The organism is Leptotrichia sp. oral taxon 223 (assembly GCF_013394795.1).
GTDB lineage: Bacteria > Fusobacteriota > Fusobacteriia > Fusobacteriales > Leptotrichiaceae > Leptotrichia.
Window position 1 is genome coordinate 19,049 of the sequence record NZ_JABXYU010000004.1, and the last position, 14,843, is coordinate 33,891.

Here is a 14,843-nt window from a genome sequence, read left to right on the forward strand (position 1 = left end):
TAAAATATGAAATATGAATGAGAAGAGCAGAAGTGTTTCGTATAAGCTTACAAAAGAAAAAAACGACAACACATCAACAACATATAGCATTATACTATAATAGCACATCAATTTCACTAAAAATATACATAACATACATTATCGGACTAAAAATTAAAATTTAACATAATAATATAATATATTTTTATTACGTCCGATAAAATACTTTATATTAATTATTATGTTATGTTTTAAATTTTTGAACTCCTATTTGTTTTTAACGTTGAATGTTGTCTGGATATTTATTATAACTGTTTAAGTACATATTAATTCTTCCAGTTTTATAATCCCTTCTTAAAGAAATTCTTAAATTCTGAAACTTCTGCAGCAGATTGAGTAATAGATACTGAATATGATGCTCCTTTAACTATACCTGGTTGATACGTCATAGGTATAAATTGAAATGAAATTTCAGGATTAGACACCATACAATACCCCAATGTAGCTTTAGTCTCGCTTTCATTTCTTTTATTAAATATATAAGCCTCACCATATTCTTTTAATTCTGAATCAACAGGAATGACTACAACTTCTCCTTCTTTATATCCCACAATAAAATTACTGTGTTTTGTAATCTTAACAATAACGGCATTAGTAAGTTTTTCCATATGACAATAAATTAATTTGTAATCATTACCATTAGCAACACAGCCATTAAATATTTCTCTCATTCTTGCTTTGTTTTTTTCATTTTCCTCATCAGTAGCTCCTAAAAACGCTTTTTTTACTAAATCTTTAAGTTTCATTGTTATATTTCTCCCTATTTTAATATTTTTTATTTTTATAAATTTTAATCATAAACTAATAACTTTATATTTAATTCATTACTTATATTTTTATTGTCAAAAGAAAGTAACATTATACATTATATCTCTTCATTTAGTCTAAATTATACAATTCGTATATCAACTCTTGTGGTATTTTCTCGTCTAACTTCCATAAAATCCTCATTGGTTTATCTCCATAGCTTTTATAATAATTGGCTTTTCCTAGATAAATAAATGGATTTGTTTTATTGTTATTCATGAACGCATATTTTCTTATAAATATGTGGACATTATACCCTAATTCACTATGATTAGTAAACATTTTCCCAACATTTGAGTTATGGGCTGTTTTAGGTTGGCTTATCCATTGAATTAGGTTGTCGGCAAATAATGAATTATCGTATTTTAAATTTTCTTGTAAAATATGGGTTTTGTCAATTGTTGCAAAAAGGCAAATATCCTTGTCTGTATTAGCATAACCTGCTCTCCAGCTGCCTTTTGGCACTTTGGAATCCAGTAAAATTTGGAGCTCTACTCTTTTATATTTTTTGTATGGAATTAAAATATTTTCATTAAAGATCGATAAATCATTATTTTTATTAAATTCTGCCAATCCTAAATATAGTAAATCTTTTAGACGAATCTTGAAATTGTAATTTAAATTTTGAGAATTATCTAAATTTATAAGTTTCTGATTTATTTCCTTTTTATTATCATTTTTAACTTTGAATAAATTGTTATATTTTTTATAAAACTTAAAAGAATCAGGATTATTTAAATCTTGTTCTAAAATTTTATCTTCAACTAATTCTTTAAAAATACGGTTTATTACGTACTCTTTTTCAAAATTATTTTTAATATTAAAATAATTTTTATATTCATTAATAATGATTTCTGAAGTTATAAAATCATTGTTTATCAAATAATTTATAATTAAATATGTAAATGGCTCTACAAGCGTCAATTTTTTTTCTAAATATGCCAAAAATTCAATTTCTTTTGAATTTAAAGATATTTTATTTTGTTTTAAAATTTGAGGCTTTTCAAATTGTAACTGTGCATTATAAAATGAGTCTAATTTTAAGGATAATTCTTGAAATAATTCGATATTTGTATCAAAATCACTTACTTTTAAAATTTCATTTTCAGATTTGCCAATTTCCTGTTTATAATTCAAATACAATTCTTTTAAAATATTTTTAGAACTAAAGTTAATTTTTTCGATTTTTTCAATAATACGGTTTTGACATACTCTATCCAGTTCCACATAACAGGATTTTGGGATATTTGAAAATTGATTTTTTATTTCGTTTATTATTTTTTCTTTTTTAGTAAATAAAGTATCCTTATTATCAACTTCGTTTGAAAAATAATTTATTAACAAATAATCTTTCTTATGATTTCCAATAAAATCAATAATTGTAACAAAATCTTTATTTTCAGCCTTTCTTAATCCTCTTCCAATTTGCTGTATAAAAATTGTTGAGGACATTGTGGGACGTAAGAATAGTAACAAATTAATTGTTGGAATGTCAATTCCTTCATTTAAAATATCTACTACACATAAGATTTCAATTTTTTTATTTTTAAATTTTTCTAAAATTTCTGCTCTATCATTTGAGCTTGTATTTGCTGTGATTACAGCGGATTTGTAGCCCTTGTTTGTAAATTCTTCTTTTATGAAAAAAGCATGCTCTATATTTTGGCAAAATGCGACAGCACTTAATTTATCGCCATCAAAACCAAACTTATTGATTTTTTCAACAATATAATCGGTACGTGCATTCAGTAATAAATTTTCTAATAATACTTTTTCATTGTATTTCCCATTTTTATAAGGAATATTATCATAATTAATTGTATAATCATTTACTCCAAAATAATGAAAAGGCACAATCAAATCCTCTTCCAAAGCCTCCTTTATCCCAATTTCATCAACAACATTGTAATCACAAAGTGAAAGAATATCCTTACCATCCATACGTTTTGGAGTCGCTGTCAAGCCTAGCAAAAATTTACTCTGAAAATATGATAGCGTCTTTAAATAAGTGTCTGACATTGAATGATGAAATTCGTCAACTATGATATAATCAAAAAAATCAAGTTTAAATTCATTGTAACAATTTCTTAATGATTGAATTGAGGCAAAAATCATGTTTTTATTAATTTCTTTTAATCCACCATAAATTCTTCCGAATTCATTTTTATCAATTTTAAGAATTCTCGAAAAAACATTCATTGCATTTTCCAGCAACTCTTCACGATGAGCAATGAATAAAAATTTTATATTTGAAATTTTGGGCTTTTTATCATTTATTTTAAATAATTTATTTTCAGTATTAAAATCAACTTCAAAAAATTGTTTTACATCCATTGCGGCAAGGTAAGTTTTTCCTGTACCAGTTGCAGAAATTACAAGACCCTTTTTATTTCTATTTTCTCTTGTTTCCTTCAACTTTTCCAAAACTCTTTTTTGCATGCTGTTTGGAATAAATTCATCTTTTTGTTTTATTTTTGTTTTTCTATAATCAAATGTATTTTGTGTGCTTATAGAGTTTTTATATTTTTCATATTCATCAATAAAATCTTCTGTCAATTCTATTGCTTCATTGCTGTGCCATAATTTCCCAAATTGATTTAATGATTTTTCATAAATATTAAAAAAACTGCTATCTGTCAGTTTCACATTCCACTCTTCTGCCGAATACAAGGCACTTTGACTAATATTAGACGATCCGATTATAACACTATGATATTTTTCTTTTTCAAACAAATATGCTTTTGTGTGGAAACTCTCACTTGAATTATTGTAAATTTTTACTTTTATGTTTTTGTATGATAAAAGTTTTCGCAACGCCTTTGAATCCGTAATATTCAAATAAACAGAAGTTATAATTTCACCTTGAATACCTTGTTTTTCAAGTTCGTCCAAAGTGCTTATCAATAGCTGGATTCCTGAATATTTTATAAAACTTACTATAAAATAGAATTTTTTACAGTTTGATAATTCCTGTTTTAAATAAATAAAAAAATTATGAAACTTTACTTTTTCGTTTATAATTAATTCATTTATATTGCCGATTATATCTTTATTCTTTCGTTTTAATGGTAATTCAAAGTGAAAATCAGTATTTTGAATTTTTATTTTTTCTGATTCATCTGTAAATGCCTGATTTAACAAATACAATTGTTTTTCAGTAAATTCAATAACTTTTTGATAATCATTTTTCTCAATAAAATCAGAAATTTTTTCTGAAAAAGTTTCCAGAACTTCAAATTCCAGATTTTCCTTGTATTCGGTTATTTCTAAAAAATTATCATTTTTTTCTTCTGTATTTATCAAATTATTTGGCTCAGATTTTTTTACTAAAATACTCATTTTCACTCCGTTTGTTCTATTTTTTCTATTTCCTGATTTTATATAAATTATTCCTTTTTCAAAAATTCTAAAATCCGTTTATTTCCAGTCTTATGCTTCATCATCTTGAAGAAAATTCTAAACATTATTAAAACATCATAATAACTGCCGTGCAGCTGGCTTTCTTCAAATGGAATATTATAATAATTGGCACATTCCATAAGTTTTGGCCATTTGTAATTTCCGTAGGAAGAACCGTTTACTTTGACGATGTCTATATTTGTTAGCATTGTATCAAATTGATTTTGCAGAGGAAAATCTACGAAACTTCTGTCAAATTTTATGTTATGGGCTACAAAATGGTTGGTATCCTGACAAAATAAAAAGAAATTATCCATATCTTCCTTAAAAGTCAAAGGATATTCAATTCCTGTATTTTTAATGATGCTCTTTCTTTCGCTTAAAATCACATCATCTGTCAATCCGTTTACACTAACTGCACCTTCATTTAACTCTTCACCTTCATTTCTAAAATAAAATCTGTTAAATTCAGACACTTTTTTCCATTTATTTCTTTCTTCTCCAGTATTTTCAGAATTATAATTCACTTTTATTGCAGACATTGACAAAACTGAACTTCCCTGAAATCCATTTGTTTCCACATCAAAAAATATTATATTCTTATTTAGTTTTTTTTCTTTGTTCACTTTTTTCTCTTTTCCTTATATTTTTACACAAGATATAAAAAATTAATCATTTAGTTTTAATACTGATAAAAACGCTTCTTGTGGTATTTCTACATTTCCGATTGCCTTCATACGTTTTTTACCTTCTTTTTGTTTTTCTAATAATTTTTTCTTACGTGTAATATCTCCACCATAACATTTTGCAAGTACGTTCTTTCTAAGTGCCTTAATTGTTTCCCTTGCAATTATTTTTGTACCTAATGCAGCCTGCAATGGTATTTCAAACTGCTGTCTTGGGATTACATCTTTTAATTTTTCAACGATTGCACGCCCTCTGTAATAAGCATTTTCTTTATGGGCAATGAATGAAAAGTCATCTACTGGATTTCCACTTACCAAAATATCAACTTTTACCAAATCCGATTCCTTGTATCCAATCATCTCATATTCAAACGAAGCGTAACCTTTTGTACGTGATTTTAATTTGTCATAAAAATCAATTACTATTTCTGCAAGTGGCAAATCGTAACTTATCATTGTACGAGTTTCATCAAGGTAATTCATATTAAGGAAGTTGCCTCTTTTTTCCTGACAAAGCTCCATTACGTTTCCGACATAATCCTTTGGAACAATGATTGTACCCTTTACATAAGGTTCCTCAATATACTTTTTCCCTTCTGGAAATTCTGCTGGATTGTCAATTACTACCATTTCTCCTTGTTCAGGCGTTACATGATATTTAACAGATGGTGCTGTTGAAATCAAATCAATGTTAAATTCACGACGCAATCTTTCTACAACTATTTCCATATGCAAAAGTCCTAAGAATCCGCATCTGAATCCAAATCCCAACGCAAGTGAAGTTTCTGGAGCATAAGATAATGATGCATCATTTAACTGTAATTTTTCCAATGCTTCCCTTAAATCTTCATAATCGTCTGTCGAAACTGGATAAATTCCCGCAAAAACCATACTTAATGCAGGACGATAACCTTCAAGAGCTATGTCTGTTGGATTGTTCACATGCGTAATTGTATCCCCAACTTGTGTATCCTTAATTGACTTAATTCCAGTAATAATATACCCAACCGAGCCAACTGTCAATTCATCAACTTCCTTCATTTTAGGCGAGAAAATCCCAACTTCCAATACGTCAAATTCCTTTTCGGTAGACATAATCTTAATTCTGTCTCCTTTTGCAATTTTCCCTTCAATTATTCTAATGTACGTTATAACTCCTCTAAAATCATCATAATGCGAGTCAAAAATTAACGCCTTCAACGGACTGTCAATTTCTCCTTTAGGTGCGGGAATATGCTCAATAATTGCCTCCAATAAGTCCTCGATTCCAAATCCAGTTTTTCCAGAAACAAGAACAGCGTCGTCTGATGGAAGCCCAATAACTTCCTCTATTTCCAGTTTAACCTTGTCAGGATCCGCAGATGGCAAGTCAATTTTATTTATTACAGGCAATATTTCCAAATCATTTTCCAAAGCCAAATACACGTTTGCCAATGTCTGTGCTTCAATTCCCTGTGCAGCGTCAACTACAAGCAAGGCTCCGTCACAAGCTGCAAGCGATCTTGACACTTCGTAAATAAAGTCAACGTGTCCTGGAGTATCAATTAAATTTAACTCATAAGTTTCCCCATTTCGAGCCTTATATTTCAACGTAACCGCCTGTGCCTTAATCGTTATCCCTTTTTCTCTTTCTAAATCCATACTATCCAACAGCTGATCCACCATTTCCCTTTGTGTTACAGTCCCTGTCTGTTCCAAAAGCCTGTCCGCAATAGTAGATTTTCCGTGATCAATATGTGCTATTATCGAAAAATTTCTTTTATTCTTTTGATCCAACATTTATATTGTTTCCTCCGTCTATCATCTTTTAGTATATTTTATAAAATGAGTAACTATTCCATCCGAACCTAGTTACTCAACATTATTCATATTATATAATAATTTTACATTTTTTCATAGTCTTTAACAAAAATATTTTATCAAAATTCAGTTATTTTTTATATTATATTCCAATTTCTCGCAAAATTATAGTAAAACTACTTTAAAACTGAACTTAAAGACCATAACTATTTTATTCAAACCCTGAGTTTGTATAATTTTTAATAGTTTAATTTTAAATAGGTTCGAGTATACTTTAAAATTAGAAATAAAAATTACATTTGCATCACTTAAATTATAAATTTATTTAACTTTTAACTGATTCCCAGATTGAAAAATAAAATAATTTACATTCGATAAAAATTCCCTAAAATATGATTTTGGTATGGAAATAAGCGGTGTTTTCGCTGGAAGTCCGTAAATTTCATAATTTTCATTGTCAAATCCAACTTTTCTAGCAATATTTTTAGAACGGAAAATATGATAATCATTCGTTACAATCAATACTTTTATTTTTTGATTTTTTTCATTATTATTTAAAATATTTTTACCATTTTCAATATTTTTTATCTTCTCAAGACTGAATTTAAAATTCTCAACAGTATTCTTAGATTTATCCTCCAAAATAATTCTATCCTCACTAATTCCATTTTTCAAAAGTTCCTTTTTTATCGCCAATCCTTCTGCCACATTTTCATTTTTCCCTTGTCCACCAGTTGCAATAACCTTAACTTCTGGCTTTTTCTTTAAATACTCAGTTGCAGCCTTTATCCTTTCCATAAGTGATTTAGTCGGATTTTCTCCTTTTACTCTTGCTCCCAGTATTATTACATAATCCACTTTTTTATTTTCATTTACGGCTTTTCTATCAGTTATATATTCTTTTATTATAAAATATTGGACAAAGCAAAATAAAAAAATAAATATGATGATAGAGATTTTTATTAATTTTATAATTATATCTTTCATATTTTATTTCCTTAAATTATAATATTTCTATTTTATCTGAACCATTATTCATTCGATATTTTATGTTTTTATTATCTGGAATATTAGTTATTCTGCTATTTCTTATTGCATTACTAATTACAGATGTATTTTTAATAAAATCATCAGTTTTAAGAAGATAATAAGCGTTATGTGTCCAAACACTATTATGATCTATAGTAAAATCAGCTCCTATATCTGCTATTTTAGAACTTTTATTCCATTTATTAAAAAAAGAAATCTTTTTTAACAATGTACTATTTGTTTCAATAAAAACATACATATGAACATATATTTCTTTAGCCATATCTCTTGGTATTTGCTTAAACTCTTTTCTTTTTTTTGTTCTTTTCGTTTCATTTCATATAAAATTTTTAATTTTTTAGAAATATCTTCCAAAACTCCTAATGAAAAATAAAAACATAGTGTCAACATATATCTAGAATCCATATTAATTCTTATTCTATTTCTTTCTAATTCAATTTCTATCTCAATTATAAAGGTTAATCCATTAAATTTATATTCAATTTTTTCCATTACTCATCTTTCCCATCAGCATCACTTTCTCCTTTTATCAGACTCGCTGGTAAGTATAAAAACAATTCTAACATATTATCTGTTTCTCTTAAATCTTTCAATTTGTGTATTTTCTTAATATTTTTATTTCCAAGCTCATATTCACTTAATATAAAATCTGTACTTTTATCAGTTACCATATACAAATAGATCTTTTCATTACTTTTATTCATTAATATCAAATATCCATTTACTTTTTCCGCTAATCTATCCATACTTTCATAATTTATATATGTGCTTAAAGAAATCATTATTATATTTTTATTTTCATTATCAGGAATAAAACCAAAATTGAAGGGAAAATAATCAGACTTTGGATAAATTATTTCCTTTTTATTCTCTTTATAATAAATTCTTTTAACCATTGGCATTTTATGAATTATTTCAAGCATTTCCTTCTCATTTTTTATATTTGATATTTCTGTACTGTAAACTATCGATTTAGGTTCACAGTAATGCTGATTATAAAATTCGGAAAAAAAGTAACAACTAAAAAAACATAGTATCACTTTTATTAATCTTTTTAAATTTTTTTGTTTCAAATATCTTGTAATTGAAAGCAAAATTAATTGAAATGCTGAAAAAATAATATACACATACATAATAACTATATTCCAAAATTTATTCATATCATTAAATCCAGAATATTTCATTCCAAAAATAGAAATACCAATTATCATCGTTACCCAATAAATATTAATTTTTTTTGTCTTTAAAGCGATAATTAATGATAAAGCAACACAAATTACTAAATTTGATAATATCATTATTCTGGTTGTATATCCTGAATGACCACTTGAAAATATAATTATATTTCGAAAAAGAAACAGTAAATATGCAATATAAATCCTATTTTTAAATTTATCTTTCACATTTTTCTCCATTTTTATTATATCATTCTTTCACGATAGCTGTAAAATCGCTCCAGTCTTCAACTTTAAAAGCTTTAATATCTCTTACAGAATTTTTAAACCATTCGATAGATTTTAGTTTTGTTATGGCTTTATAAACTTCAGCTAAAGTATTTTTTTCAGTACTATTCACATATAAACTACCTTGTGTCCATTCAGAACCCAGTATCTCCAATTCCTGTCGAATTTCATCGTAAGCCCTGTTATATGAATCCCCATAATTTTTTTTCAAATCATCAATTTTTAAATCAAATGCAATTGCATACATCTGTATCCCTCCTCTTTTAAATATTTTACAACAATATTTTAGTATATTTTATCATAATTGTCAATTTCTTATTTTATTTTTTAATTGACATTTTGTACAAAAAGAATTATAATAAATTGTACAAAAACTATAAAGGAGTGATAGATATGTTAGCTGTAAGTTTTTCAACTATGAGAAATAATTTAAAAAGTTATTGTGATAAAGCAGTGAAAGAAAATGAAGATGTAATTGTAACAAGAAAAAATGAAGAAAATGTAGTTTTAATAAATCTTGAAAAATATAATCAATTTTTGAAAGCAGTCCAAAATGCTGAATATCTTGCAAAAATAGATAGAGGATTTTCTCAGATGAAAAGTGGAAAAGGGCAAGTTCATGATTTAATCGAGGTCGACGATGAATAAATTATGGGCTTAGGCAAACCTGAAGCTTTGAAATATAGAAAAGGATTTAGTCGAAGAATTGACGAAACTAACAGGCTTGTCTATGCCATTGATGAAAATGGAGTTTTATGGATAATTTCTTGTAGAGGGCATTATTAAAATTGTTTTTTGTTGATTAAAAGAGGGTGTCTCATAAATCAAAAATAATTTTACTAACATAAATGTTATATATTTTTAAAAATCAACAGATATTATTTTTATTGATTTTATAAATATAGAAAAATATATAAAATTTATGATTTAGTAATTTTATTTACTTTATGAGACAGCCCCTTTTATTTTTTATATTATATCACTATTTTAAGTATTTTAACAAATACTCTGGTTTTCACATAAATATTACTCTGCTATCACAATTAAAATTAAATCATTTAATTTACTGATTTTCAAATCCGCCTGTATAAAGCTGATAATAAGTTCCTTTTTGTGCAATCAGTTCATCGTGATTTCCACGTTCGATAATTTTTCCTTGATCAAGTACCATTATTACATCGGAATTTTTGATAGTTGAAAGCCTGTGGGCGATTACAAAGACTGTTCTTCCCACCATTAACTTATCCATTCCTTCCTGCACGATTTTTTCTGTTCTTGTATCGATGCTTGAAGTTGCTTCATCCAGAATTAAGACTGGTGGATCGGCGATTGCCGCTCTTGCTATTGATAATAATTGCCGTTGTCCTTGTGAAAGGCTGGAACCGTCACCGCTTAAGTAAGTGTCGTAGCCTTGTGGCAAGTGTTTTATAAAATGATCAGCGTTGGCAAGTTTTGCGGCTGCATATACTTCTTCATCTGTAGCATCAAGTTTTCCATATCTAATGTTGTCAGCAACTGTTCCAGAGAACAAGTGTGTGTCCTGTAATACAATTCCAAGCGATTCTCTTAAATCCTGTTTTTTTATTTTTTCAATGTTAATGCCATCATATCGGATTTTTCCAGAGTTAATATCGTAAAATCTGTTAATTAAGTTTGTAATTGTAGTTTTTCCAGCTCCTGTTGCACCAACGAAGGCGATTTTTTCTCCTGGCTTTGCATAAAGATTAATATTGTGAAGTATTGTCTTTTCATCATTGTAGCCAAATGTTACATCTTCAAAAACAACATCTCCCATTAGTCTTTCATAAGAAATTGTTCCGTCAGAATGTGGATATTTCCAAGCCCATGCACCTGTGTGCTTTTCAGTTTCTGTAATGTTTCCATTTTCATCAATATTTGCGTTTACAAGAGTTACATAGCCGTTATCTTGTTCAGGTGGCTGATCTAGCAGGTTAAATACTCTTTGAGCTCCAGCCGATGCCAGTATTACTGATGTTAATTGCTGTGCAATTTGTGAAACAGGCTGATTTATTACTTTTATAAACTGCAAAAATGATACGAGTCCACCGATTGTAAAGCCTGCAATATTATTAAACACAATTATTGATCCAAGAACTGCTGTAAGTACAAAGTTTATATTCCCAAGATTTCCAACAGCAGGACCTAGAATATTTGCAAATTTCATCGCATTATTCGCCCTGTTAAATAATGCCGTATTCAGCTTATTAAAACGCTCATCAGCCTTTTTCTCATACGAAAATACTTTTACAACTTTCAGCCCTTCTATCATTTCTTCCACATATCCGTTTACAATCCCGATATTTCTTTGCTGTGCAGTATAGTTCTTTGAGCTTTTGGAAGAAATAGTCTTTGTTGTGATAATCATAATTATAATCATTATTACTACAAAAATTGTTAGCGGGATATTTAAGATGAACATTGAAATAAGAACACTTATAATTGTAATAATCGAAGATATTACCTGTGACAAGCTTTCTACCAGCATATTTCTTAAAGCGTCAATATCACTTGAATAGACGCTCATTATATCTCCGTGTGCATTTGTATCAAAATACTTTATAGGAAGCGATTCCATGTGTATAAACACGTCATCTCTCAACTTTTTCAATGTTCCCTGTGCAACATAAATCATAAATATTTCATAAATATATGTACAAATAACAGCTCCCCCATATACAGCCGCCATTTTTAAAATTAAACTGACAAGCTCATTAATAAAATTGGGGTTATTTTTTCCAATATTAGGCATAATGATTCCGTCAATCAATTCTTTTGAGTACATCGTACCAACAACCATCCCAAACGAACTTAGACAAATAAATATAACAACAAACAACGTCTGTATTTTATAATGTCTAAACATGTATCCTAATAATCGTATTAATCCTTTTATCTGATTTTGAGATTGAGAATTTTCAGTTTTTTTATTTTTACTCATTACTTATCACTCCCTTCTGTCTGGGATTCATAGACTTCACGATATATCTTGCTTGTTTTAAGCAGTTCATCGTGTGTTCCTGACGCTATGATGATTCCATCTTCCAGAACTAATATTTTATCAGAATCTTTTATTGATGATACTCTTTGACCGATAATAATTTTTGTAATGTGTGACAATTCATTTTTGAAGGCTTCTCTTATTAATTTATCTGTCTTTGTGTCAACTGCGCTTGTTGAATCGTCTAAGATTAATATTTTTGGAGATTTCAGCAAAGCTCTGGCAATACACAGCCTTTGTCTTTGCCCTCCAGAAACATTTGCTCCGCCACGTTCAATGCGAGTGTCATATTTTTTAGGAAATTTTTGAATGAATTCATCAGCTTGTGCCAATTTGCAGGCATGTTCCATTTCCTCATCGGTTGCATTCTCATTTCCCCAACGTAAATTATCCTTTATAGTTCCTGAAAACAGCACATTTTTTTGAAGAACCATCGCAACATTATCTCGAAGCGTCTTTATATCATAATTTTTTACATTTACTCCACCAACTAGAAGTTCCCCATCCAAAACATCATATAATCTTGGAATCAACTGAACAAGAGCTGATTTCGCACTTCCTGTTCCCCCAATAATTCCAATAGTTTCTCCAGACTTTATTTCCAGATTGATTTTTGTCAAATTTAGCACATCAGGATTATTACTGTAACTGAAGTTTACATTTTTAAATACAATTGAACCATCTTTTACATCTATTATCCCATTTTCAGGATTTTTAATACTAGGCTCCTCATCCAGCACCATTACAATCCTATCTCCAGACGCTCTTGAAAACACAATATTTACAAGCATCATCGCAAGCATAAGAAGACTCATAAGAATATTTGTTGTATAAGCAAAAAGGCTTGTAAGCTGTCCAGTTGTGAGCTCATTTACAACAATCATCTTTGCTCCAAACCATGAAAGCAGCATAATACATCCAAATACTGTTATCTGCATTACAGGAGATACGAATATTATAATATTTTCTCCTTTTAACAGCATGCTTCTCAAACTTTCAGTAGCCTTCTTGAATTTACTAGTTTCATATTTTTCACGAATATACGCTTTTACAACACGGATCCCGTTTATATTTTCCTGAAGGCTGGAATTTATGTCATCATACTTTCTTATTGCAGCTGTAAAAATTGGATGTACCTTAAAAATAATAAAGGCTAAAAAGCTTCCTAAAAACAAAACTGCAACAATGAATATCATCGACAATTTGGGACTTATCATAAACGACATAAATATTGCCACGCACATCATAAGCGGAGCCCTTACAAATCCTCTTATCAACATCTGAAATGAATTCTGAATATTGTTTACATCTGTCGTAAATCTTGTAATCAGTCCAGCTGTAGAAAATTTATCGATATTAGTGAACGAAAAGGACTGTATCTTAGAAAATAAATCTTTTCTCAAATTTTTAGCAAATCCAGCTGAAGCATAAGAAGCATATTTACTGGCCTGTATTCCACATAACAACGACAACATCGCCACGCCAAATGTTGCAAGCCCCATTACAACAATAAATTTCATATCCCCCTTTCCGTTATTTCCATTAAGCCCATCATCTATAATCACAGCCATAAGTGTCGGAATAAGCATTTCAAAAATAACTTCTGTTCCAATAAACAGCGGTGAAATTAATGCGCTTTTTTTATATTCCCCAAGACGGGAAAATAATTTTTTTAACATATAAATAAACACCTCTCTTTTTTTAATTGTATAAATTTAAAAGCACGAAACTTATCGAAGAAACAAAATTCATTTCCATTAATAAATTTCAGTGCTTTTTATTTGTTATTAAACTTAAATAAATTACTTAAATAAAATTACCTAGATATCCAAATATTCCATAAAATACCTTATCTGTAATCTCCACCAGTCCCAGTCGTGAGCCACATCATAGCCCCAAAAATCAGTCCATGCCGGAACCTGTTTTTCATAAAGGATATGTGCAAGTTCTCTGTTGCTAGGAAGAAGTTCACCTTCCCAGGCTCCCTGTCCAATACACACTATGATATTTTTTTGTCTGTAAATATCCAGATAAGGATGATCCCATGGCATATTTCTTAAAAAATCAACAACAGAATTATTATAAACTAAATCATCTTTGTAATCTCCAAAGAACATCGAAGCATCAAACATTCCACTTAAGGAAATCAATGTGTCAAATAAGTCGGGCCTTCTGAAAAATGCTATCCCTGCATGTGCTCCACCCATACTGCATCCTGTAGCAATAATGTCGCTTCTCCAGGAAATGTCCTGTATTCTTGGCACAAATTCATTTGTAATATAATTAAAGTATTTTTCCTGCATTTCTATTCTGTATCTTGGGTTTCCATTAAAATCTGACCAGCTTTCCCTGTCAACACTTCCTACGCAAAATAACTGCAGCCTTCCTTGTTCAATGTAGTCTGACAGAACATCCACCATTCCAAATTCTTCATACTGGTTACAAGTTCCATCCTGTGAAGGAAAAACTAAAACAGGCTTTCCTGAATGTCCGTATCTTATGAATTCCATCTCTCTTCCCAAATTATGGCTGTATTCTTTTCTGTATTCTATTTGCATTCTTTCTCCTTGATTTTCTTAT

General features: G+C 28.9%; 13 protein-coding genes and 1 pseudogene. 2 read left to right on the plus strand and 12 right to left on the minus strand.

The features are described from left to right. Window positions 1-320: 320 nt before the first annotated feature. The 9 genes from HW275_RS10295 to HW275_RS10335 all read right to left on the minus strand — a co-directional run bounded on the left by HW275_RS10295 (window position 321) and on the right by HW275_RS10335 (window position 9,491). Window positions 321-785, minus strand: coding sequence for a hypothetical protein (locus HW275_RS10295; protein ID WP_026747360.1), 465 nt, complete (start codon window positions 783-785; stop codon window positions 321-323). Between the two features lie 133 nt (window positions 786-918). Continuing rightward, window positions 919-4,185 (minus strand): DUF3427 domain-containing protein, encoded by a 3,267-nt coding sequence (locus tag HW275_RS10300; RefSeq protein WP_178936473.1) that lies wholly within the window; start codon window positions 4,183-4,185, stop codon window positions 919-921. Between the two features lie 47 nt (window positions 4,186-4,232). Next, on the minus strand, window positions 4,233-4,871 hold the full coding sequence (locus HW275_RS10305; protein ID WP_178936474.1) for a 3'-5' exonuclease: 639 nt from the start codon (window positions 4,869-4,871) through the stop codon (window positions 4,233-4,235). A 42-nt stretch (window positions 4,872-4,913) separates the two neighbouring features. Next, window positions 4,914-6,710, minus strand: a complete 1,797-nt coding sequence (lepA, locus tag HW275_RS10310; RefSeq protein ID WP_178936475.1) for a translation elongation factor 4 — start codon at window positions 6,708-6,710, stop codon at window positions 4,914-4,916. 342 nt (window positions 6,711-7,052) lie between these two features. Next, window positions 7,053-7,718 (minus strand): YdcF family protein, encoded by a 666-nt coding sequence (locus HW275_RS10315; RefSeq protein ID WP_178936476.1) that lies wholly within the window; start codon window positions 7,716-7,718, stop codon window positions 7,053-7,055. A 16-nt stretch (window positions 7,719-7,734) separates the two neighbouring features. After that, window positions 7,735-8,043: a hypothetical protein gene (locus HW275_RS10320; RefSeq protein ID WP_178936477.1), complete on the minus strand. Its 309-nt coding sequence runs from the start codon at window positions 8,041-8,043 to the stop codon at window positions 7,735-7,737. Further along, window positions 7,983-8,273, minus strand: a complete 291-nt coding sequence (locus HW275_RS10325; RefSeq protein WP_178936478.1) for a hypothetical protein — start codon at window positions 8,271-8,273, stop codon at window positions 7,983-7,985. Before HW275_RS10325 ends, HW275_RS10320 begins: the two co-directional genes overlap by 61 nt. Further along, a complete protein-coding gene (locus tag HW275_RS10330; RefSeq protein WP_178936479.1) occupies window positions 8,273-9,184 on the minus strand; it encodes a hypothetical protein in 912 nt (303 codons plus the stop codon). The genes HW275_RS10325 and HW275_RS10330 overlap by 1 nt, the downstream gene beginning before the upstream one ends. A 22-nt stretch (window positions 9,185-9,206) precedes the next feature. After that, on the minus strand, window positions 9,207-9,491 hold the full coding sequence (locus tag HW275_RS10335; protein ID WP_178936480.1) for a virulence associated protein VapD: 285 nt from the start codon (window positions 9,489-9,491) through the stop codon (window positions 9,207-9,209). 146 nt (window positions 9,492-9,637) lie between these two features. Between HW275_RS10335 and HW275_RS10340 the strand changes: the two genes are divergently transcribed. Both HW275_RS10340 and HW275_RS10345 read left to right on the plus strand, forming a co-directional pair. After that, window positions 9,638-9,892 carry a type II toxin-antitoxin system Phd/YefM family antitoxin gene (locus HW275_RS10340; RefSeq protein WP_178936481.1) on the plus strand — a complete coding sequence of 85 codons (255 nt, stop codon included), beginning with the start codon at window positions 9,638-9,640 and terminating at the stop codon, window positions 9,890-9,892. Between the two features lie 6 nt (window positions 9,893-9,898). Continuing rightward, a pseudogene (locus tag HW275_RS10345) lies at window positions 9,899-10,030 on the plus strand (type II toxin-antitoxin system YoeB family toxin); the annotation flags it as partial. A 277-nt stretch (window positions 10,031-10,307) separates the two neighbouring features. Here the strand turns inward: HW275_RS10345 and HW275_RS10350 are convergent. The 3 genes from HW275_RS10350 to HW275_RS10360 form a co-directional block, all read right to left on the minus strand. Further along, entirely contained in the window at window positions 10,308-12,203 is a 1,896-nt protein-coding gene (locus tag HW275_RS10350; protein WP_178936483.1) for an ABC transporter ATP-binding protein, read from the minus strand. Continuing rightward, complete coding sequence (locus tag HW275_RS10355; RefSeq protein ID WP_178936484.1) at window positions 12,203-13,942, minus strand: ABC transporter ATP-binding protein; 1,740 nt, start codon at window positions 13,940-13,942, stop codon at window positions 12,203-12,205. Before HW275_RS10355 ends, HW275_RS10350 begins: the two co-directional genes overlap by 1 nt. Before the next feature lie 141 nt (window positions 13,943-14,083). Next, on the minus strand, window positions 14,084-14,821 hold the full coding sequence (locus HW275_RS10360) for an esterase family protein (RefSeq protein ID WP_178936485.1): 738 nt from the start codon (window positions 14,819-14,821) through the stop codon (window positions 14,084-14,086). Window positions 14,822-14,843: the final 22 nt, after the last annotated feature.